The organism is Sanguibacter sp. TS_SC_8 (genome assembly GCF_055361235.1).
Map to the genome: position 1 here is coordinate 1865556 of NZ_CM143955.1, position 18209 is coordinate 1883764.

The following is an 18209-nucleotide window of genomic DNA, read 5'->3' on the forward strand; positions in this document are numbered from 1 at the left end:
GGTGCCCGCACCTCGCCCGGACGGCACCGCCGACGGCGAGGACCACCTGGTCGCCTGCCACCTCGACGAGCTGCTCCGGTCCCGGGACATGACGCTCGTCGAGCTCGCCGCCCGCTCCGGGATCACCGTCGCGAACCTCTCGGTCCTCAAGAACGGTCACGCCCGCGCGATCCGCTTCACCACCCTCACCGCCGTGTGCCAGGCCCTCGACTGCACTCCCGGTGACCTCCTCGGCCTGCGGCGCCCTGAAACCTGATGAGCTCAACGCTCGCGCAGCGTCGTCACATCGACCCGTGCGACGACGACGGTGGGACGCCGCCGGCCGTTCATCAGACCACCACGCGTGCACGCCCGTCAGGCCCGCCGTCGACGCCAGCCGCTCTCGCGAGGCCCATCACCCCCGCGACGATGAGCGTCTGCGCCGCGATGTACGTGACCATCACCCAGAACCCCTGCCCCGGCAGCGACCAGCCGTCCACGAAGGCGTTGAGCGCGATGAGCGAGTCCGAGACGACGAAGATCGCACCACCGAGCGCGACGAGACGGTTCACCCCGGTCGCCAAGGCCGCCATGAGCGCCAACGTCGCCCCGTAGACCATCACCGGCACCAGCAGACCATCCGCACCCGGTGCGCACGCCACGACGAGGGCGACCAGGGCGAGGAGATAGGGGGCGGCGAGCCACCGGCGTCGGGCAGGTTGGGTGGGGGAGAGCACGCTGGCGTCCCGGCAGGGCCAGAAGGCCGCGACGAAGACCACCTGGGCCACAAGGAAGAAGGCGATCATGACGATGAACGCCGCTCCTTCGGGCGCGACGTCGGGTGCGGTGTCCCCGAGCCAGGAGAAGCCGAGGGAGAGCAGGGTCAGGCGGACGAGGCGTCCGCGTGGGGCGCCGCTGGTTGCCGCCGTGAGCACGAGTGCGAGGAACGGCATGAGCAGCCACTGAGTCACCCGAGCGAGCGGCTCCAGCCCCGCGAGCTGGGCTCCCAGGTGCCCGAGGGAGACGACGGTGAAGACGACGCAGGCCGCCGCGGTGCGTGTGCTCGCGCGGGACTCGACCGGGGGAGCTGCCATGTACATCTCCAGTGATGTGATGACGAAAGAGGCCCTGATCCGAAGATCAGGGCCTCTCTCATTCGCTGTCTCAACGAGTGCCCAGAGGGGGACTTGAACCCCCACGTCCTTACGGACACTAGCACCTCAAGCTAGCGCGTCTGCCATTCCGCCACCTGGGCAGGTGGACCTTCAAGAACTTTTCGTTCTCTTGGGTGCGTCGGAAAATCTAGCACGGTTTCTGCGTCGGGCATGAATCGGAGGTCGGGGGGAGACTGACGGGTGGATGCCCGGTGGGTTCACGGCGGCCTGTCACGGGTCTGCCGCACCCCTGCCGGAGTAGTGTTTTGGCTGTTCAGCGCCAAGGATTCGCAGATTTCTGGGGAGATGGAGATCGCATGTCAGGTCAGCGAGTACGGGCGGCAGGTGTGAGGCGCACCACAGCGTCGATCCGCCCGCCGGTCGCCGCCCCCGTGGACACCGTGCCCCAGTGGTTGAAGAACTTCGCGGGCTGGTCGTGGCGGCTGATCATCGTCGTCGCCGCCGTGTCCCTCGTCGTCTTCGCCACCGCGAAGGTCCAGCTCGTCTTCATCGCGCTCTTCGTCGCGCTCGTGTTCACCGCGGTGCTGCGCCCGATCGTCAACGTCTACTCCAGGATCATGCCCCGAGGCCTGGCCACCGCCCTGGCGATGCTCACCGGCGTCACCTTCATCGGGGGGCTGCTCGCCTACGTTGTCGCCTCGGTCGCGGGGCAGTGGAGCGACCTCTCCGACCAGTTCACCACCGGCGTCGGGCGGATCTTCGACTATCTGGAGAACGGCCCGCTGCCGTTCTCGATCACCGCGGCCGACTTCGACAAGTGGTTGGCCGAGGGGCAGAAATGGGTCCAGGAGCACGCCGGTGACATCGCGGGCACCGCCTTCGAGCAGGCCGGGACGGTCGTGGAGATCTTCACCGCCCTCGCCCTGGCCGTCTTCTGCACCATCTTCTTCCTCGCCCGCGGGGGCGCGATGTGGGCCTGGTTCCTCAACCAGCTGCCCGCCCGCATGCGTGGGACGTGGAAGATCGTCGGCGGCGCCGGGTGGTACACCTTCTCCGGGTACACCCGCGGGACCGTGATCATCGCGATCACCGACGGCATGCTTGCCGGGATCTTCCTGTCGATCCTGGGGGTGCCGCTCGCCGCGCCGCTCGCCGTGCTCGTGTTCATCGGTGCGTTCATCCCGCTCATCGGGGCACCCGCCGCCATGGTCATCGCCATGGTGGTCGCCCTCGCGGTCGACGGCGTCGTCAAGGCGGCCATCGTCGGCATCGGCATCGCCCTCATCGGGCAGTTCGAGGGTCACGTGCTGCAACCCCTCGTCATGGGCAAGCAGGTCTCCCTGCACCCGATGGTCGTGGCGATCTCGGTGACCTCCGGGACGCTCCTGGCCGGGATCCTCGGCGCGGTCATCGCCGTGCCGCTGGTCGCGGTGTGCTGGGCGGTCTTCTCCAAGCTCCGCCATCACCTCGACCCACCGATGCGGGAGGGCGACCTGGACGACGACGACGGCGACGGGGTTCCCGACGTCGACCAACGCGACCGCGCCCCCTCGCCCAGGTCCGCCACCAGGTCCGCCTCCAGGTCCGCCACCAAGGCCCGGCCCGGAGAGTCCTGATGCGCATCGGGATCCCCGTCGAGGCGAAGGACAACGAGCTGCGCGTCGCCCTCACGGCCGACGGCGCGCACCACCTCGTGCAGGCCGGTCACGAGGTCCTCGTGCAGGCCGGAGCCGGGACCGGCTCCGCGATCAGCGACGACGACTACGTCGCCGCGGGCGCCCGCATCGTCGCGGGCGCCGCAGAGCTGTGGCGGGCCAGCCAGATCCTCTGCAAGGTCAAGGAACCCCTCCCGCAGGAGTACCCCCACCTGCGCAGCGACCTCGTCCTCTTCGCCTACCTGCACCTGGCCGCGAACCGCCCCTGCACCCAGGCGCTGCTCGAGGCAGGCACGACGGCGATCGCCTACGAGACCGTCCGGCTCCCGGACGGGTCGCTGCCCCTGCTGGCCCCCATGAGCGAGATCGCCGGGCGCCTGGCATCCCAGGTCGGTGCCTTCTACCTGCTGCGGTCCGAGGGTGGGGCGGGCATCCTCATGGGCGGGGTCCCTGGCACCAGGCCGGCACGGGTCGTCATCATCGGAGGCGGCACCGCCGGGCGCAACGCCGCCCAGATCGCCGTCGGGATGCGCGCCTCGGTGACCGTGATCGACCTGTCCGCTGCCACCTTGCGGGAGATCGACACCGAGTTCGGCGGCGTCGTGCGCACAGTCATCTCGACCGCCGCGACGATCGACCGCGAGGTGTCTGGCGCGGACCTGGTCATCGGGGCGGTGCTGGTACCGGGAGCCCGGGCCCCGCGCCTGGTCTCCAACGAGCTCGTCTCCCGGATGCGGCCCGGCTCGGTGCTCGTGGACATCGCCGTCGACCAGGGCGGATGCTTCGAGGACACCCGGCCCACCACCCACACCGACCCGACGTACCGGGTGCACCAGAGCACGTTCTACGCGGTCGCGAACATGCCCGGGACCGTGCCGGTCACGAGCACCCAGGCACTGACCAACGCCACGCTGCCCTACCTCACGCTGCTGGCAACCGCAGGGGTGGCTACCGCAGACCAAGCCGCCGCAGGACCGGCCGACCCCGCCGCGAACCCGGCCGACGGCGTCGGGCAGCTGCTGCGAGGGGAGCCGGGGCTCGCTGCCGGGCTCATGACGCACCAGGGCCGGCTGGTCAGCGCCCAGGTGGCGCAGGCGCACGGGATGGCGCACGACACGCCGCACGACACGGCCCACACAGCGCAATGAAGTCGACCTGAGCCCACATCTCCCGTATGAATGGGTGTCATGCCCCTCTCCGTGAACCCGCTCGATCCCACCAACCCCTTCTCGAGCCCCTCGACCCTGCCGTACGGCCTCCCCGACTTCGCATCGATCCGTGACGAGCACTACCTCCCGGCCGCGCGCGCCGGGATGGCGGCCGAGCTGGCCGAGATCGCCGCGATCGTCTCCGACCCGGAACCGCCGACCGAGGAGAACACCCTCGAGGCCCTCGAACGTAGCGGTGACCTGCTCGGACGCACGCTGAGCGTGCTCTACAACGTCGCCGGCTCCGACTCCAGCACGGTCCTCGAAGAGATCGAGGAGGAGCTCGCCCCCGAGCTCTCCGCCCACCACGACGCGATCTTCATGGACGCCGGCCTGCACGCCCGCGTCGCTCTGCTCGACGCCGCGGTCCGCGCCGGCCAGGTGAGCCTGCCCGCCGACAGCGCATGGCTGCTCACCAACCTGCTGCAGGACTTCCGTCGCTCGGGGATCAACCTCTCCGAGGCCGACCAGGTGACCCTGCGCGACCTCAACGCGCGCATGACCTCCCTCGAGGCCGCCTTCGGGCGCAAGCTCCTCGCCGGCGCCAACGCCGCGAGCGTCCTGGTCACCGACGTCGCCGACCTCGAGGGCCTGCCCGACGACGCGGTGGCGGCCGCCGCACAGGCCGCGGCGGACCGCGGTGAGCACGGCAAGTACCTGCTGGAGATGCAGCTGCCCACCCAGCAGGGCGTGCTCGCCTCGCTGCGCCGACGGGGCGTGCGCCAGCGCGTGCACGAGGCCTCGGTGACCCGCGGCGCGACCGGGGACGACACCGACACCCGCGAGATCGTCCTGGAGCTGGTGAAGCTGCGCGCCGAGCACGCCCGCCTGCTCGGCTACGCCCACCACGGCGCCTACATCGCCGAGGAGGCCACGGCCAAGACCACCGAGGCGATCAACGCCATGCTCGCCCCGCTGGCCCCCGCCGCCGCCGCCAACGCCGCGGCAGAGGCCGTCGACCTGCAGGCGGCGCTGGTCGCCGACCTCGGCGACCCCGACGCCGAGCTGGAGGCCTGGGACTGGGCCTACTACGCCGAGCGGGTGCGCAAGGACCGGTTCTCTCTCGACGACTCCCTGCTGCGCCCCTACCTCGAGCTCGAGAGGGTCGTCCAGGACGGTGTGTTCAAGGCCGCGACCGAGCTCTACGGCGTGACCTTCACCGAGCGCGCCGACCTCGTGGGCTATCACCCGGACGTGCGCGTGTTCGAGGTGTTCGACGCCGACGGCACCGGGCTGGGCCTCTTCCTCGCCGACTACTACACCCGCGAGTCCAAGCGCGGGGGAGCGTGGATGAACAACCTCGTCGACCAGAGCTTCCTGCTCGCCGAGCGTCCCGTGATCGTCAACAACCTCAACATCGTCAAGCCGCCCGCGGGGGAGCCGACCCTGCTCGTCTTCGACGAGGTCATCACGCTGTTCCACGAGTTCGGCCACGCGCTGCACGGGCTGTTCTCGGCGGTGCGCTACCCCTCGCACTCCGGGACCGAGGTGCCGCGCGACTTCGTCGAGTACCCCTCCCAGGTCAACGAGATGTGGGCGTGGGACGAGGAGATCCTGAACAGCTACGCGGTGCACCACCAGACCGGGGAACCGCTGCCGGCCGAGTGGGTGCGCACGATGATCGACTCCCGCCAGTTCAACGAAGGCTTCGCGACGTCGGAGTACCTCGCCGCGACGCTGCTCGACCAGGCCTGGCACCAGATCGGGCCGCAGGAGGTCCCGACCGCCGTCGAGCAGGTGCTGCCCTTCGAGGCAGCCGCCCTCGAGGCCGCCGGGCTGGCCCTGCGTGCGGTCCCTGCGCGCTACCGCACGACGTACTTCAACCACGTCTTCGGGGGCGGGTACTCCGCCGGGTACTACTCCTACATCTGGTCGGAGGTGCTGGACGCCGACACCGTCGAGTGGTTCACCGAGAACGCCGTCGACGGGCGGGTGCTCAACCGCACCAGCGGTGACCGCTTCCGAGCCCAGCTGCTCGCCGTCGGCGGGTCGATGGACTCGATGGAGGCCTTCGCCCAGCTCCGCGGCCGGGCCCCGGCCATCGAGCCTCTGCTGGCCCGGCGCGGTCTGACCAGCGCCGTCTGACCAACGCGGTCTGACCAGTGCCGTCTCGCCAGCGGCCTTGCTCGACGAGCGCCGTCAGATCAGCGCTCGTCGAGCACGGCCGGGGCGATGACGGGGAACCGGTAGCGTGGGGCCATGACCACCGACGCCCCGTCATCAGCCACCGTGACCGCCGAGGACGAGGTAGCCGGCATCTGCGCCGATCTGCTGCGGTTCGACACGTCCAACTACGGCGACGGGTCCGGCCCAGGCGAGCGCGCCGCGGCTGAGCACGTCATGACGCTGCTGCACGAGGTGGGCCTGGACCCCGAGCTCTTCGAGTCCGCGCCCGGACGCGCCAACGTCGTCGTCCGGATCCCGGGGACAGACCCGGCCCGCTCGGCCCTCGTGCTGCACGGCCACCTCGACGTCGTCCCGGCCCAGGCCGAGGACTGGCAGGTGGACCCCTTCGGCGGGGAGCAGATCGACGGCCTGCTCTGGGGCCGCGGCGCGGTCGACATGAAAGACATGGACGCGATGATGCTCGCCGTCGTGCGCCAGATGATGCGTGAGGGGCGCCGGCCCGCGCGCGACGTCGTGCTCGCCTTCTTCGCCGACGAGGAGGCCGGAGGCACCTACGGCGCGCGCTACGCCGTCGACCACCGGCCCGAGCTCTTCGAGGGCGCGACCCACGCGATCAGCGAGGTCGGCGGCTTCTCCACGCAGATCAACGGCCAGCGGGCCTACCTGCTGCAGACCGCCGAGAAGGGCCTGGCCTGGCTGCGGCTCGTCGCGGACGGACGGGCCGGGCACGGTTCGCAGGTCGCGACCGACAACGCCGTGACACACCTGGCCGCCGCGGTCGCCCGGATCGGCCAGCACCCCTGGCCCTACACCCTGACCCCGACCGTCGAGGCGCTGCTGCGCGGGGTGAGCGGGCTCACCGGGCTGACCTTCGACGCCGGCGACCCGGCCCGGATCGACGCGCTCGTCGACGCGCTCGGACCGGCCGCGCGGTTCGTCGGCGCGACCGTGCGCAACACCTCCAACCCGACCCAGCTGAGCGCCGGGTACAAGGCGAACGTCATCCCCGGGCGGGCCGAGGCCGTCATCGACGCCCGGTTCCTGCCCGGGCACACCGAGAGCGCCATGGCCACCCTGCGCGAGCTTGCGGGGGAGCACGTGCGGATCGAGCCGATCCACGAGGACATCGCCCTCGAGGTCCCGTTCAGCGGCAGCCTCGTCGACGCGATGACCGCGGCCCTGCTCGCGGAGGACCCCGGCGCGCACGTGCTGCCGTACTCCCTCTCCGGCGGGACGGACAACAAGTCCCTCGCCCGGCTGGGGATCACCGGCTACGGCTTCGCCCCGCTGCGCCTGCCCGAGGGACTCGACTTCCCCGGCATGTTCCACGGCGTCGACGAGCGCGTCCCGGTCGACTCCCTGCAGTTCGGCACCCGCGTCCTGGCCCGTCTCCTCGACACCTGCTGACCCGCCGGCGCTGACCCGCCGGCACCTGCCAACCCGCCCGCCCCCCACCCAGCCCAGCAAGACCCGCTGAGTGCTGGGTTGTACACGCAAATGTGGTGGCAAAGTCAAGTAGTCAGGACAACGGGGTGGGCTATGCCGCCAGCAGCAGGTCGTTGAGGCGGTTGGCGGGGGTGTCGAGGTTGAGGGTGGGGCGGGGCCGGCGGTTGAGCTCGGCGGCGACCTGGCGGAGGTCGTCGGGGGTGTGAACGGACAGGTCTGAGCCTTTCTCGAACCAGAACCGCAGGAGCCGGTTGGTGTTCTCGTTGGTGCCCCGCTGCCAGGGCGAGTGGGGGTTGCAGAAGTACAGCTGCAGGTCCAGGGCCGTCTGGATCTGGGCGTACTGGGCCAGCTCGGTTCCGCGGTCCCAGGTGATCGAGCGGCGCAGGTGGTCAGGGAGGTCCTTCATCTCCTCGATCATCGCAGCCGCGACCGTCTCGGCGGTGTGGTCACCGGGCAGGTGCAGCAGGATCGTGAACCGCGTGGCCCGCTCCACCAGGGTCCCGATCGCGGTCCCGTCGCACCCGATGATCAGGTCCCCTTCCCAGTGCCCCGGGACCGCCCGGTCCTGGACCTCGGCGGGCCGGTCACTGATCTTCAACGCGTCCTTGTAGGGGCTGTTGTTGGGCCGGGTGTCGATGTTGGGGACGCGTCTGCGGCGCTTCAACGAGAGGTTCTTTGCCAGGTCGGCCCGCAGACTCCCGCGGGTCTGGACGTAGAGGGCTTGGTAGATCGTCTCGTGACTCACCTGCATAGTCTCGTCGCCGGCGAAGTGGAACTCCAGCATCGACGAGATGAGCTTCGGGCTCCACCCGTCGTCCATCCAGACCGCGATCAAGTCGCACAACGGCGCGTTGTCGACGAGCTTGAGGGCCTTGGGGCGCCGGCGCTCCTGGAAGGCCTTGCGATGGGCGACCGAGGCGTAGTAGACGCCGTCGGGGCTGGTGTTGCGCTTGACCTCCCGCCAGATCACCGACTTGTTGCGACCCGCGAGCCGGGCGATCTTGGCGTAGCTCCAGCCGTCATGCAGGCCCGCCTGGATCATGCCGCGCTCGGCCAGCGTCACCTCCCGGCCCCCAGGCTCAGCAGGAGGAACCGGACCAGCCAAACCACCAGTGGCACCACGCGAGATCTCCATGCCACCAGACTGAGCCCACCACCTCGAGCCACTGGCCGGATGAGCCCCGACACGCTGAGCAGCGACCTGAACGGACACCCCCGAACACACCAGATCCACGAACTTCGTCCGAGTCCCAGCAGGGAACAACTTGACCATCACACGCTCCATTCAGACGAGCGTTGCTCTGACCATATGACTTTGCCTGGTCATTTTCCGTGGACGATCCAGCACTCAGTGGGGGGAGGGGCGGGTCAGGGGGTGAGGGTGCTGCGGGCGCGGATGATCTTGCGGCGGAGCCAGACCCGACGCTCGCCTCCGACGTAGAGGACCGACCGGGCGAGCTCCCACCGGCCGTGCTCGGCCTCGTCGGTGAGCAGCTGGCGGGCCTCGGACCGGGAGTGGTCACGCGGGATGGTCACTACCCGGACCTCGTACTCGCGCCCCTGCGCGGTCCAGTGGTCGGTCCACCGGTCGCTCGGGCGGACGGCCTGGCGGTCTCGGGGGGCGGTCGACCCCTGCGCTCCGGATCCGGGAGACGGTCGAGAGGTCATCGGTCACCACTTCCTGACGCCGGTGCTCGGGGGAGGTCGGAGGACGCCTCGCCCGGAGCAGGTGTGGCGTCGAACATATCAGGGGAGGTCGCAGGCCGCAGCCCCCTCGCTGGTCCGCGCTGGCACGGACCGCTGGTCAAACTCACAAGAGTATCCGGTGTTCTTCGTCGCGGGGGGGCGCTACCGTCAGGGGTATGACCGTCGACCCGCGCGCCGCCCTTGATCGTTTTGTCGCTGCCCTGGAGGCGCACTTCGCTGCTGTCGCCAGCCGACGCGGGGACGAGGACTCTTCGGTGGACGACGCCTACGACGTGCTCGCCGACGCCTTCGACGTCTACGACGAGGCCCTCGGCAACACCTACGGTGAAGCCCTCCCGGTCGTGCTCGCCGACGACGAGGACGACGAGGACGACGACGAGGACGACGGCCAGGACGAGGAGGACGACGACGACGCCGAGGAGCGCCTCGGCGGGATCGACGAGGGAGACCTCGACGGCTCCGACTACGACGAGGACGTCGACGCGCTCAGGTGACAGCGCTCAGGGTATGGCCTACGGTCCCGGCGTGCTCAGGCGTAGCTGTGGGCGAAGTCGCTGCTCGGGTCGCTGATCTCGTCCAGGGCAGAGCTCACGGCACCGGGCAGCACCAGGTCGAGGGCGTGCAACGACTCCCTCAGCTGACCGGGAGTCCGCGCGCCCACGATCGCCGAGGACACGTAAGGGCGCCCCAGCACCCACGACAGCGCCACCTCGAGCGGGGAGCGTCCCAACCCCGCCGCCGCGGTGCAGACCGCATCGACGACCGCGGAACCACGCGCGTCGAGGTACGGATCGACGAACCCGGACATGTCGCTGGACGCCCCGCGTGAGTCCGAGGGGAGCGTGCGCCGGTACTTCCCGGTCAGCACCCCGCGGCCCAGGGCGGACCAGGTCAGCAGCCCGACGCCGAGCGACTGGGTGGCCGCGACGACCTCGTGCTCGCACTCGCGGTTGAGCAGGGAGTGCTCCACCTCGAGGGCCGCGAGCTCGGCCTCCCCGCTCGCGCGCAGCGCCGCCGCCGCGTAGCCGGTGTGCCAGCCGGCGTGGTTGGCCAACCCGACGTACCGGGCGCGCCCGGTGCTCACCATGTGCGCCAGCGCCGAGACGGTCTCCTCGAGGGGGGTGTGCGGGTCCGGGGCCTGGACGAGGAACAGGTCGACGTGGTCCGTCCCCAGCCGCGTGAGCGAGGCGTCGATCGCGGTCAGCAGGGCGCCGCGGGAGGAGTCCACGACCATGCCGGACGGCGTGCGGCGCAGACCGCCCTTGGTGGCCACCACGACCTCGTCCCGGTCCGTCCCGGATCGGAGCAGCCCACCGAGGATCTCCTCGCTCGCTCCGTCTCCGTAGGACCCGGCCGTGTCGAGGAAGGTGCCGCCGGCGTGGCGGAAGTCACGCAGCTGCTGGGAAGCGTCCTCGGCGTCGGTGTCCCGCCCCCAGGTCATCGTTCCCAGCCCGAGCGCGGACAGGTGCAGGCCGGTGCGGCCCAGGCGGCGGAGTTCCATGTCTGCACCTTAGCGGCCTCAGCCCCAGGCCCCGCCCCTGCCGGCGACCGGTTTCGCGTGCGTCTTGACCGACCCGGGCCCGCGGGCGGGTAACGTGGCCCGACGTGAACGGGATCCAAGCATTCATCCTCGGACTGGTCCAGGGGCTCACCGAGTTCCTCCCGGTGTCCTCGAGCGCCCACCTCCGGATCGTCGGCGACCTCATCGGTACCTCCGACCCCGGTGCCGCCTTCACGGCGATCACCCAGATCGGGACCGAGAGCGCGGTGATCCTCTACTTCCGCCGCGACATCGCGACGATCTGCATCGCCTGGTGGCGCGCGATCAGCGGGCAGGACGGACCCACCTGGCGCGAGCGCATGGGATCGCGCAACCACGACGCGCGGATGGGCTGGTACATCGGCCTGGGCAGCCTGCCGATCGTCGTCCTGGGCCTCGCCCTGGAGAGCGCGATCGACCGGTCCTTCCGCAACCTCTACCTCATCGCGCTGATGCTCGTCGTCTTCGCCCTCGTGCTGGGCTGGGCGGACAAGGTCGGTGCGAAGAACCGCGAGCTCACCGACCTCAACCCCCGGCACGCGCTGTACTTCGGCTTCGCCCAGGCGCTCGCGCTCGTCCCCGGGGTGTCACGCTCGGGCGGGACCATCTCGGCCGGGCTGCTCATGGGCTACACCCGGGAGGCCTCCGCCCGGTACTCCTTCCTGCTCGCCATCCCCGCCGTCCTGGGCTCAGGCCTGTACAAGCTCTTCAGCTCCGCCGACGAGATCGGCATCCCCGGCACCCCCGGCATCGGCGTGACCCTGCTGGCCACCCTGGTCGCCTTCGTCGTCGGCTACCTCGTGATCATCGTCTTCCTCAAGATCGTCTCCACGTACAGCTACAAGCCGTTCGTCATCTACCGGATCGTGCTCGCGGTCGTCGTCGTCGTGCTCCTGACAGCCGGTGCGCTCACCGCGCAGGGCGGCGTGTAGGGGCCGGCTAGAGCCATCCGGCCCGCCGGAACGCCCGGTACAGGGTCAGGCACAGGCCCGTCATGAGAGCGACGGCGATCGGGTAGCCGACGTGCCAGCCGAGCTCGGGCATGTGGTCGAAGTTCATGCCCCAGATCCCGGCGAGCATGGTCGGCACCGCAGCGATCGCCGCCCAGGCGGAGATCTTGCGCATGTCCTCGTTCTGACGCAGCGTGATCTCGGTCTGGCGGACAGAGATCTGGGACAGCCGCACCGAGAGCATGTCGGAGAGCAGGCCGTCGTGGGCGTCGAGGTGGCGGTCCACCCGCTCAGCGGTCGCGGTGAGCCGGCCGAGCAGGCGGCGCTCCAGGCGCAGCGGCTCGTTCGCGCTCGCCGAGGCGTCCGCGCCGAGGTCCGGGATCTCGATGGTCAGCGGCAGCAGCGCCCGGCGCGCCTCGGAGATCTCCCGCTTGAGGTTGTACAGCCGCTCGAGCGGATCGACGTCGCGCCGGAAGACCGTCGTCTCCAGGTCCGCGACGGCGTCGGCCAGCGCCATCTCGACCTCGGAGGCGCCCGCGAGCAGCTCCACCAGGGTCGCGGCGAGCACCGGCAGGGCGCCGACTCCCACGAGGGTGCGCGGCGTGGTCAGCCGGTCGACCACCCGGTCGATGACCCGGTCGTCGCCGACCTCCCCGGTGACCACGCACCCGGGGGTCAGGAACAGCGCGATCGAGCCCGTCGAGACCTGCTCGTCGGAGTAGGACGCGGTGGGCACGACGACGTACACGGCATGGTCGTTGACCCGCACCACACGGGAGGTCACCCGGGCGGAGCCCGCGCGGATCTGGGTCAGGCGGGCCCGGACCTCGGCGGTGGGCAGGCCGAGCTGGTCGGCGGCGTCGAGCACCTCGCGCGGGGAGCCGACGACGTGCCAGCGGACGGCGCCCGGCGCGGGCGGTTCCACCGGGCCGTCCGCCGATGCACCGGAGGAGAGCTCGTACCACCGGTCGGAATCGCGCTCGAAGCTGCGGTGGACCGTGATGGTGGGGTGGTCGATGGTCATGGTGCATTGTGACTCATCGATGCGTCCGTCGCCGCGACGATTGCCAGGTACCGTTGATCCGTGCTCACCTGGCCCGCCCCGCAGATCCCTGAACTCCCTGGCCGATCAGACACCGTCCGTGTCCACGACAGCTCCTCCGGGAAGCTCGTCGTCGCCGCGCACGGCCAGACCGCGACCCTCTACGTGTGCGGCATCACGCCCTACGACGCCACCCACATCGGTCACGCCGCCACCTACGTCGCCTTCGACCTGCTCGGACGCGCCTGGCGCGACGCCGGTCACACCGTCGTCTATGCCTCCAACGTCACCGACGTCGACGACCCCCTGCTCGAGCGGGCCACCGCGACCGGGGTCGACTGGCGCGACCTCGCCGTCGAGCAGACGGCGCTCTTCGCCGAGGACATGACCGCCCTGGGCGTCATCCCGCCCGACACCTACCTCGGCGCGGTCGAGACGATCGTCCCGGTGGCCAGCGCCGTCACCGAACTCATCCGGCTCGGCGCCGCGTACCGCGTTCCCCTCGAGGCCGGCGCCGGCGGCGACGACCCCGAGCTCGGCGACGTCTACGCCGACGTGAGCGTCGACCCGGACTTCGGTCAGGTCTCTCGCTTCGACCCCGCCGTCATGAGCACCCTCTACGCCGAGCGCGGAGGCGACCCCGACCGCGCAGGCAAGCGCAGCCCGCTGGACCCGCTGCTGTGGCGCCGCGAGCGACCCGGGGAGCCGAGCTGGGACGGCGGGCCCCTGGGCACCGGGCGACCGGGTTGGCACATCGAGTGCGCGGTCATCGCACGGTCGGCCCTCGGGTTCCCCTTCGACGTGCAGGGTGGCGGCTCGGACCTGCTCTTCCCCCACCACGAGATGAGCACCTCCCACGCGCGCCTGCTCGGTGACGGTGACGTCCACGGGGTGGGCGCTGCGACGCACGTGCACGCGGGCCTGGTCGGCTTCCAGGGCGAGAAGATGAGCAAGTCCCGCGGCAACCTCGTCTTCGTCTCGCAGCTGAGGGCCGACGGCGTGGAGCCGATGGCCATCCGCCTCGCGCTCCTGGCCCACCACTACCGCACCGACTGGGAGTGGACCGAGATCGATCTCAAGACCGCGCAGGAGCGCTTCGTGACGTGGCGCTCGTCGATGTCCGGCAACGGGGGACCGGCCCCGGAGGCCGCGTTGGCCGAGATCCGCGCGGCCCTGTCCGACGACCTCGACGCCCCGCGCGCGCTGGCCGCCGTCGACGCCTGGGCCGAGCTGTCCCTGGCCGGCACGGCCGAGCCGATCGAAGGCGCCCCCGGCGTCATCTCCCGGGCAGTCAACGCCCTCCTGGGCATCCGGCTCTAGCCCCCGCCCCCCGCTGAGTGCTGGGTCTTACCGCGACACGCCGTGTGTCGCGTGTAAGACCCAGCACTCAGCGGGGTGGGGTGGGGTCAGGAGCCCTTGTCGCGGCGGCGCAGGTACTGCTCGAACTCTCGGGCGATCGCCTCGCCGCTGGCCTCGGGCAGCTCGACGGTGTCCTTCGCCTGCTCGAGCTGCTGGACGTACTCCGCGATCTCGGGGTCCTCGGACGTGAGCTGGTCGACGCCGTTCTGCCAGGCGAGGGCGTCCTCGGTGAGGGCGCCCAGGTCGATCGTCTGCCCGAGGAAGGACTCGAGCCGGTTGAGGATCGCGACCGTCGCCTTGGGCGAGGGCGGGTGGGCGACGTAGTGCGGGACGGCGGCCCACACGGCGAGGGAGTGGAACCCAGCCTTCTGGGCGGCGTCGTGGAGCACTCCCACGATCCCGGTCGGGCCCTCGTAGGTGTTGGCCTCGACGTCGAGCAGGTGCTGGACGGCAGGGTCGTCCGAGGTCACGGTGACGGGGATGGGTCGGGTGTGCGGCACGTCCGCGAGCAGCGCGCCGAGGGTGATGATGGTGCGCACCCCGAGGCTCTCGGCGATGTCGAGGATCTCCGTGCAGTAGCTGCGCCAGCGCATGGACGGTTCGATCCCGTGCACGAGGACCACCCGGCGGGCGGTCCTGGGAGGCTCCGCCACGCTCAGCCGCGTCGTCGGCCAGGTGAGCTCTCGCTGACCGTCGGGCAGCGTCTGGACGACGGGACGGTGCTCCTGGAAGTCGAGGTAGTCCTCGGGGTCCAGCTCGTCGACGAGGTCGGCGCCCCACACCTCGGTGAGGTGGGCCAGCGCCTCGCTCGCTGCGCTGCCCGCATCGTTCCACCCCTCGAAGGCGGCGATGAGGATCGCGTCCTCAGGCGTGTCGGAGGTGTCGGTCTCCGGCGGAGACAGGTCGTCAGTCATCCCATCAGCCTAGTCCCGGAGGCTTGAAGGTCGTGCGGCGGCCGTCGGACGAGCAGGAGCGGAGGTACCGCAGCTGCGGTACCCGGGACGGCCCGGAGGGACGATGCGCGGGCCGGTGGTGCTGTCGGAGGCTTGACGCAGTCACCCTCATCCCACCCAAGGAGTCTCATGTCCACGTTCTTGTCGACGATCGGTCGCTTCAGCGCCCGGCACCGGGTGCTGGTCGTCCTCACCTGGCTGGTGATCTTCGTCGCCATGACGGGAGTCCTGGCCGTCAACGGCTCCGGTGACGGCGCAGACGACACCATCCCGGGCACCCGCGCCACGCAGGCGCTCGAGCGGATGAGCGAGGAGTTCCCCTCGACCGGTGCGGCGTCGGGCCCCACCCTGCAGCTCGTGTTCCACCCGGCCGACGCCGCGGTGACCGCCCCGGGGACCACCGCCGCGATCAGCGACGTGCTCACCGAGGCCGCCGCGCTGCCCGGTGTCGAGTCGGTGACCGACCCCTTCGACCCGGCACAGCCGTTCGTCTCCGAGAACGAGGCCACCGCAGTCGCCACGCTGGCCTACGGCGACCTCACCGAAGATCAGCAGGAGGAGTACTACGCCGCAGCCCTGGAGCTGCGGGACGCCGCCGCGGCCGACCTCGGTGTCGAGCTCGGAGGAAACCTCGTGCCCCTGGGCGCACCCGAGCAAGGGGCCGGAGAGATCGCCGGCGTGCTCATCGCCTTCCTGGTGCTGATCCTCACCTACGGGTCGATGCGCGCAGCCGGGGCGAACCTGCTCATCGCCGTCCTCGGCGTCGGCGTCGGCGTCGTGGGGGTGCTGGCCTACGGGTCGGTCACGGCGATCAGCGAGAACTCCATCATCCTCGCCTCGATGCTCGGCCTGGCGGTGGGTATCGACTACTCCCTGTTCATCCTCTCGCGGTTCCGCAACGAGCTGCGCGCGGGCAGGAGCGTCGACGACGCCATCGGCCGGGCCAACGGAACAGCAGGCACGGCCGTCGTCTTCGCCGGCAGCACCGTGATCGTCGCGCTCGTCGCGCTCATGGTCGCCGACATCAGCTTCGTCACCGACATGGGCTTCGCCGGCGCCTTCGGGGTCCTCGTCGCGGTCGCGCTGTCCCTGACCGTCCTCCCCGTCCTGGAGAAGACCCTCGGCCTCAAGGCGCTGTCCACGACGCAGCGCCGGGAGCTCGCCGCAGGACACATCTGGCACGAGGAGGCCGCCACCCAGCGCGGGTTCCTCCGTCGGTGGGGCAGCCTCGTGGTCAGGCGACCTGTCCTCTCGGTGGTGGCCGGCGCAGCGGTCCTGGTCGTCGTGGCACTGCCGATGCTCAGCATGAAGACCGCCTTCATCATCCCGGGCGGGTCCGACCCCGGCTCCACCGAGCGTTCCGCCTACACCCTCGTCGTGGACGAGTTCGGTGGCATCCAGAGCCCGCTCATCCTGCTCGTCGAGGGAGACGACGTCGCCGCCAGCACGCCCGCCATCGAAGAGGGCCTCGCTGCGCTGGACGCCGTCCGCCAGGTCGTCCCCGCCGAGATCAGCGCGGACGGGAAGCTCGCCCGCATCACGGTCATCCCGACCGGCAGCCCCCTCGACCCGCTCACCACGGACCTGGTCCACGAGGCCCGGGAGCAGGCCGACGCCGTCCCCGGCATCCACCTCGAGATCACGGGTGAGACGGCGATCAGCATCGACCAGACCGACGCTCTGAGCACGGCGCTCATCACGTACGTCATCGTCATCGTCGTGATCTCGGTCGCACTGCTCATCCTCATGTTCCGGTCGATCCTCATCCCCGTCGTCGCCACCGCAGGGTTCCTGCTCTCCGTGTGCGCCGCCTTCGGTGCCAGCACGGCGGTCTTCCAGTGGGGCTGGCTCGACCCGGTCATCAACGCACCCCAGGGTGATCCGATGATGAGCCTGCTGCCGATCCTGCTCGTCGGGGTGCTCTTCGGTCTGGCGATGGACTACCAGGTGTTCCTCGTCTCGAGGATCCAGGAGATGCACTCCGCCGGGATGGCGCCCAAGGAGGCGATCGTCGAGGGCTTCTCGCGTGCCGCCGGGGTCCTCGTGGCCGCGGCCACGATCATGACCGTGGTCTTCGCCGGGTTCGCCACCAGCACGTTCTCGATCGCAGCGGCGATCGCCTTCGGGCTCATGATCGGTGTCATGGCGGACGCCTTCGTCGTCCGGCTCGTGCTGATGCCCGCGCTGCTCTCGCTGCTCGGCGCCTCCGCCTGGTGGATCCCGACCTGGCTCGACACGGTCCTGCCGCGCATCGACACCGAGGGCCACGGGCTCGACACGGCTCCCGCGGAGCGCCAGCTGCAGACCGTGGACGCCTGACCGGATCAAGGCCGGGTGAGGATAGCCTCAGAGAGCCTCGGGACTGCTCGAGGCACCGGAACATGACGATGGAGGACACGTTGCAGCCCTATGGATCTGATGTTCGTGCTGGTACGAGCGCGGACCGACCCTTGATGCTGCCGGCGGCGGTCCTGTGGGACATGGACGGCACCCTCATCAACTCCGAGCCCTACTGGATGGCCGCCGAGGACGCGCTGACCGCGGAGCACGGGGTGGCGTGGTCCTACGAGCAGGGCCTGGCCCTCGTCGGTCTGCCGCTCACCCACTCCGCCGGGATCCTGCAGGCCGCCGGCGTGCAGGCCGAGACCCCCGAGATCGTCGAGTTCCTCATCTCCCGGGTGGCGGCAGCAGTCCGTGACGCCGTCCCGTGGCAGCCCGGCGCCATCGAGATCCTCACCCGGCTCCGGGACCAGGGGGTGCCGTGCGCCCTCGTGACCATGTCCTACCGGTCCCTCGCCGACGCCTTCGTCGACCAGGCCCCCGCGGGCGTCTTCTCCGCCGTCGTGGCGGGCGACGAGGTGACCCATGGCAAGCCGCACCCCGAGGCGTACCTCACCGCGGCCGCCCGCCTGGGTGTCCCGGTGGCTGACTGCCTCGTGGTCGAGGACTCACCCGCCGGCATCGGGTCGGCCCTGGCCTGCGGAGCGGTCCCGGTGGGCATCGAGGTCATGGTCCCGGTCGTGGCCGACCCCCGGCTCAACCGGATCGCCGACCTCGCGGCGATGACCCCGGACTTCCTCGACCAGGTGATGACCGGGACTGTCATCGACCAGATCGGCGACCGGTAG

16 protein-coding genes and 1 tRNA gene are annotated in these 18209 nt (G+C 70.6%); 10 read left to right on the forward strand and 7 right to left on the reverse strand.

The window, feature by feature from the left end; translation table 11 throughout:
- Position 1: 1 nt before the first annotated feature.
- Positions 2-256, forward strand: coding sequence for a helix-turn-helix domain-containing protein (locus ACWA15_RS08480; RefSeq protein WP_464059169.1), 255 nt, complete (start codon positions 2-4; stop codon positions 254-256).
- 73 nt (positions 257-329) lie between these two features.
- Here ACWA15_RS08480 and ACWA15_RS08485 read toward each other — a convergent pair whose 3' ends face one another.
- Both ACWA15_RS08485 and ACWA15_RS08490 read right to left on the reverse strand, forming a co-directional pair.
- Positions 330-1073 carry a lysoplasmalogenase gene (locus tag ACWA15_RS08485; RefSeq protein WP_464059170.1) on the reverse strand — a complete coding sequence of 248 codons (744 nt, stop codon included), beginning with the start codon at positions 1071-1073 and terminating at the stop codon, positions 330-332.
- A 78-nt stretch (positions 1074-1151) separates the two neighbouring features.
- Positions 1152-1234, reverse strand: a tRNA-Leu gene (locus tag ACWA15_RS08490).
- 246 nt (positions 1235-1480) lie between these two features.
- On the opposite strand from ACWA15_RS08490, the gene ACWA15_RS08495 reads away from it, so the two are divergent.
- The 4 genes from ACWA15_RS08495 to ACWA15_RS08510 all read left to right on the forward strand — a co-directional run bounded on the left by ACWA15_RS08495 (position 1481) and on the right by ACWA15_RS08510 (position 7491).
- Entirely contained in the window at positions 1481-2710 is a 1230-nt protein-coding gene (locus tag ACWA15_RS08495; RefSeq protein ID WP_464059172.1) for an AI-2E family transporter, read from the forward strand.
- On the forward strand, positions 2710-3897 hold the full coding sequence (gene ald, locus ACWA15_RS08500; RefSeq protein ID WP_464059173.1) for an alanine dehydrogenase: 1188 nt from the start codon (positions 2710-2712) through the stop codon (positions 3895-3897). The genes ACWA15_RS08495 and ald overlap by 1 nt, the downstream gene beginning before the upstream one ends.
- Before the next feature lie 30 nt (positions 3898-3927).
- A complete protein-coding gene (locus tag ACWA15_RS08505) occupies positions 3928-6042 on the forward strand; it encodes a M3 family metallopeptidase (protein WP_464059174.1) in 2115 nt (704 codons plus the stop codon).
- A gap of 114 nt (positions 6043-6156) precedes the next feature.
- Positions 6157-7491, forward strand: a complete 1335-nt coding sequence (locus ACWA15_RS08510; RefSeq protein ID WP_464059175.1) for a M20/M25/M40 family metallo-hydrolase — start codon at positions 6157-6159, stop codon at positions 7489-7491.
- 130 nt (positions 7492-7621) lie between these two features.
- Here ACWA15_RS08510 and ACWA15_RS08515 read toward each other — a convergent pair whose 3' ends face one another.
- The gene (locus ACWA15_RS08515) at positions 7622-8803 is read right to left on the reverse strand and encodes an IS30 family transposase (RefSeq protein WP_464059176.1); all 1182 of its coding nucleotides are present in this window, start codon (positions 8801-8803) and stop codon (positions 7622-7624) included.
- A 95-nt stretch (positions 8804-8898) separates the two neighbouring features.
- Positions 8899-9198: a DUF5703 family protein gene (locus ACWA15_RS08520; protein WP_464059177.1), complete on the reverse strand. Its 300-nt coding sequence runs from the start codon at positions 9196-9198 to the stop codon at positions 8899-8901.
- Positions 9199-9392: 194 nt separating this feature from the next.
- Here ACWA15_RS08520 and ACWA15_RS08525 point away from each other — a divergent pair, with 194 nt between their 5' ends.
- Entirely contained in the window at positions 9393-9731 is a 339-nt protein-coding gene (locus ACWA15_RS08525; protein WP_464059178.1) for a primosomal protein, read from the forward strand.
- A gap of 35 nt (positions 9732-9766) precedes the next feature.
- Here the strand turns inward: ACWA15_RS08525 and ACWA15_RS08530 are convergent, their stop codons facing one another.
- A complete protein-coding gene (locus ACWA15_RS08530) occupies positions 9767-10738 on the reverse strand; it encodes an aldo/keto reductase (protein ID WP_464059180.1) in 972 nt (323 codons plus the stop codon).
- Positions 10739-10842: 104 nt separating this feature from the next.
- Here ACWA15_RS08530 and ACWA15_RS08535 point away from each other — a divergent pair, with 104 nt between their 5' ends.
- Positions 10843-11709: an undecaprenyl-diphosphate phosphatase gene (locus ACWA15_RS08535; RefSeq protein ID WP_464059181.1), complete on the forward strand. Its 867-nt coding sequence runs from the start codon at positions 10843-10845 to the stop codon at positions 11707-11709.
- Between the two features lie 7 nt (positions 11710-11716).
- Here the strand turns inward: ACWA15_RS08535 and ACWA15_RS08540 are convergent, their stop codons facing one another.
- A complete protein-coding gene (locus ACWA15_RS08540; RefSeq protein WP_464059183.1) occupies positions 11717-12751 on the reverse strand; it encodes a CorA family divalent cation transporter in 1035 nt (344 codons plus the stop codon).
- A 60-nt stretch (positions 12752-12811) separates the two neighbouring features.
- Between ACWA15_RS08540 and mshC the strand changes: the two genes are divergently transcribed.
- Positions 12812-14089: a cysteine--1-D-myo-inosityl 2-amino-2-deoxy-alpha-D-glucopyranoside ligase gene (mshC, locus tag ACWA15_RS08545; protein WP_464059185.1), complete on the forward strand. Its 1278-nt coding sequence runs from the start codon at positions 12812-12814 to the stop codon at positions 14087-14089.
- Positions 14090-14175: 86 nt separating this feature from the next.
- Here the strand turns inward: mshC and ACWA15_RS08550 are convergent, their stop codons facing one another.
- Positions 14176-15042 carry a PAC2 family protein gene (locus ACWA15_RS08550; RefSeq protein ID WP_464059187.1) on the reverse strand — a complete coding sequence of 289 codons (867 nt, stop codon included), beginning with the start codon at positions 15040-15042 and terminating at the stop codon, positions 14176-14178.
- Positions 15043-15210: 168 nt separating this feature from the next.
- On the opposite strand from ACWA15_RS08550, the gene ACWA15_RS08555 reads away from it, so the two are divergent.
- Both ACWA15_RS08555 and ACWA15_RS08560 read left to right on the forward strand, forming a co-directional pair.
- Positions 15211-17400: an MMPL family transporter gene (locus ACWA15_RS08555; RefSeq protein ID WP_464059188.1), complete on the forward strand. Its 2190-nt coding sequence runs from the start codon at positions 15211-15213 to the stop codon at positions 17398-17400.
- A gap of 134 nt (positions 17401-17534) precedes the next feature.
- Positions 17535-18209: an HAD family hydrolase gene (locus tag ACWA15_RS08560; RefSeq protein WP_464059455.1), complete on the forward strand. Its 675-nt coding sequence runs from the start codon at positions 17535-17537 to the stop codon at positions 18207-18209.

What these genes read in the sequence shown, in the direction of transcription:
- ACWA15_RS08540 (WP_464059183.1), bottom strand. Translation starts at nt 12,751, where the DNA reads ATGACCATCGACCACCCCACCATCACGGTCCACCGCAGCTTCGAGCGC.
- ACWA15_RS08520 (WP_464059177.1), bottom strand. Translation starts at nt 9,198, where the DNA reads ATGACCTCTCGACCGTCTCCCGGATCCGGAGCGCAGGGGTCGACCGCC.
- ACWA15_RS08550 (WP_464059187.1), bottom strand. Translation starts at nt 15,042, where the DNA reads ATGACTGACGACCTGTCTCCGCCGGAGACCGACACCTCCGACACGCCT.
- ACWA15_RS08525 (WP_464059178.1), top strand. Translation starts at nt 9,393, where the DNA reads ATGACCGTCGACCCGCGCGCCGCCCTTGATCGTTTTGTCGCTGCCCTG.
- ald (WP_464059173.1), top strand. Translation starts at nt 2,710, where the DNA reads ATGCGCATCGGGATCCCCGTCGAGGCGAAGGACAACGAGCTGCGCGTC.
- ACWA15_RS08555 (WP_464059188.1), top strand. Translation starts at nt 15,211, where the DNA reads ATGTCCACGTTCTTGTCGACGATCGGTCGCTTCAGCGCCCGGCACCGG.
- ACWA15_RS08505 (WP_464059174.1), top strand. Translation starts at nt 3,928, where the DNA reads ATGGGTGTCATGCCCCTCTCCGTGAACCCGCTCGATCCCACCAACCCC.
- ACWA15_RS08510 (WP_464059175.1), top strand. Translation starts at nt 6,157, where the DNA reads ATGACCACCGACGCCCCGTCATCAGCCACCGTGACCGCCGAGGACGAG.
- ACWA15_RS08560 (WP_464059455.1), top strand. Translation starts at nt 17,535, where the DNA reads ATGCTGCCGGCGGCGGTCCTGTGGGACATGGACGGCACCCTCATCAAC.
- ACWA15_RS08515 (WP_464059176.1), bottom strand. Translation starts at nt 8,803, where the DNA reads ATGGTCAAGTTGTTCCCTGCTGGGACTCGGACGAAGTTCGTGGATCTG.
- ACWA15_RS08485 (WP_464059170.1), bottom strand. Translation starts at nt 1,073, where the DNA reads ATGGCAGCTCCCCCGGTCGAGTCCCGCGCGAGCACACGCACCGCGGCG.
- ACWA15_RS08530 (WP_464059180.1), bottom strand. Translation starts at nt 10,738, where the DNA reads ATGGAACTCCGCCGCCTGGGCCGCACCGGCCTGCACCTGTCCGCGCTC.